The organism is Rhodoferax sp. (assembly GCF_014859475.1).
Taxonomy (GTDB): domain Bacteria; phylum Pseudomonadota; class Gammaproteobacteria; order Burkholderiales; family Burkholderiaceae_C; genus Rhodoferax.
In genome coordinates this window covers 1-2238 of the sequence record NZ_JACUUE010000296.1, presented here as the reverse complement: position 1 = coordinate 2238, position 2238 = coordinate 1, and the positions used below count along the sequence as shown (strand labels likewise).

The following is a 2238-nucleotide window of genomic DNA, read 5'->3' as shown; positions in this document are numbered from 1 at the left end:
TCCTAACCGGGGTTTAACATCAAAAACAATAGCAACCCCCATTTTCGATAGCTATAAAAAACGCAGCACATTGATTTATATAGGTTTTTTTACCCTTTGATTTTTGTTTCCGTTTTGTTGTGCCATAGAATTTTTGCTTAAATTTCGATTTTCGTGTTTTTGCGGCTAGCATGGCACGCATGTTTATTAGACAAACCCGCACCAGCAACAAAGCCACAGGCGAGGGCTACTTCACCTACCGACTCGTGCGCGGTGAGCGCATTGCGGGCAAGGTGCGTCAAATCACCGTACTCAACCTGGGACGACACTTCCCCGTAGTCCAAGACGACTGGCCACTGCTGTGCAGTCGCATCGAACAACTGCTGGCCCCACAGGCCCTGCTGTGCGAGATCAAATGCCCGCCACACCTTGAGCGCGCCGCCCAACGCTACGTCGGCCAACTCATCGCCCGCGCAAGCGACAAACCCGGCGCGGCTGCGAGCACGCAAGCCACACCGGCACCTGCGAGTGAACTCAGTGCCGACTCGGCGCACGCCGCCAACACGACTGCTCAAACCCGGGGTGCTGCGGATCAAACCGCGCCAGCGCCTGCCACTGCAGGAAACATCTGCAGTGCTGCGGGCGTATGTGGCGCAGTCGACCTGCAACACGTCGACATTGCCTCCATGGTGGACAGTCTGCCACGCAGCGTGGGCGTGGAGCACGTCGCCCTGCACGCCATCAATCAGTTGAGCCTGGTGGACAAACTCACAGCGCTGGGCATCAACGGTGTGATGCGCGCGTGCATTGTGGGCAACCTCATCGGGCGCATTGCCGCACCGGGCTCGGAGCTGGCCACCTGGGATTGGCTGCAAAGACACAGCGCCCTGGGTGAATTGCTGGATGTGGACTTTGAGGGCTTGTCGCACATGCGGCTGTACCGGGCCTCGGATTTGCTGATGAAACACCGCCAGGCCATTGAAGCGCATGTCTTTGGTGCCGTGACAACGCTGTTTAGTCTGACCGAGACCGTCACCCTGTACGACCTGACCAACACCTACTTTGAAGGGCAAGCGACAAACAACCCCAAAGCCCGGTTTGGCCGCTCCAAAGAAAAGCGCAGCGACTGCCCGCTGGTGACGCTGGGGCTGGTGCTTGACGGCAGTGGCTTTGTGCGGCGCTCCAAGACCTTTGAGGGCAACGTCAGTGAGGGCACCACGCTGCAAGTGATGCTCACTGATTTGGCCGCCCCAGTGGGTGCATTGGTGATCATGGACGCGGGTATTGCCACCCAGGCCAACATCGACTGGTTGATCGAGCACAAGTACCGCTACCTGGTGGTGCGCCGGGGTGGGGTGCGTGAGTTTGATGCCCAGCAATCGGTATCAACCCAGACCATGGGGGGCGAGACGGTTCGCCTGCAAAAGGTGCTCAGTGCCGATGGCCAGGAGGTGCAGCTGCATTGTCACTCTGAGGGCAGACAAGCCAAGGAACAGGCGATGAGCCAGCGTTTTTGCACCGCCTTTGAAGCGGGCCTGAAGAAAATAGCCGATGGGCTGAGCAAGCCGCGCAGTGAAAAACGCATGGACAAATTGAATGAGCGCATTGGCCGGCTCAAGCAAAGAAGCCGAGGGGTGAGTCAGCATTACCAGATCACGCTCACGGGCGATGAGGCAGGTAAAAATGCCACGGCGCTGAGCTGGAAACAAGAGTGGGTCAGTGGCACCATGGCCACTCATCCGGGGGTGTATTGTTTGCGCACCAATGTGCTGGACTGGGATGCACAGAAGTTGTGGCAGACGTATTCGAGTTTGACCGATATTGAGAGTGTGTTTCGCAGTTTCAAGACTGAGCTGGGGCTGCGCCCGGTGTTTCATCACAAGGAGGATCGCGCCGATGGGCATTTGTTCATCACGGTGCTGGCGTATCAGTGTGTGCAGTTGATTCGCACCGAGCTCAAGGCGCAGGCACAAATCAATGACAGCTGGGAGAGTCTGCGCAAGACGATGCAGGGGCAACGGCGCACCACCACCAGCATGCGCCGCGCCGATGGGCGCATGCTGCATGTTCGCAAGACTTCCAAGGCCGAGCCAGAGTTGGCCCGGATTTACCGCGCGCTTGGCATTGATGCGTCACCGGGCAGCACCAGAAAACTTGTCGTTTGAGTTCGCAATAACGAGTAAATTACACCTAAAAAATACCAGTTCACGCTAAGCCGTTGATTTGTATCAGTGTTTTTGGGGGGCTGTTAAAGACCGG

1 protein-coding gene is annotated in these 2238 nt (G+C 57.3%); it reads left to right on the top strand.

What is annotated here, in order from left to right:
• Positions 1-179 precede the first annotated feature (179 nt).
• Positions 180-2144: an IS1634 family transposase gene (locus IBX54_RS14575; protein ID WP_296543375.1), complete on the top strand. Its 1965-nt coding sequence runs from the start codon at positions 180-182 to the stop codon at positions 2142-2144.
• Positions 2145-2238 lie beyond the last annotated feature (94 nt).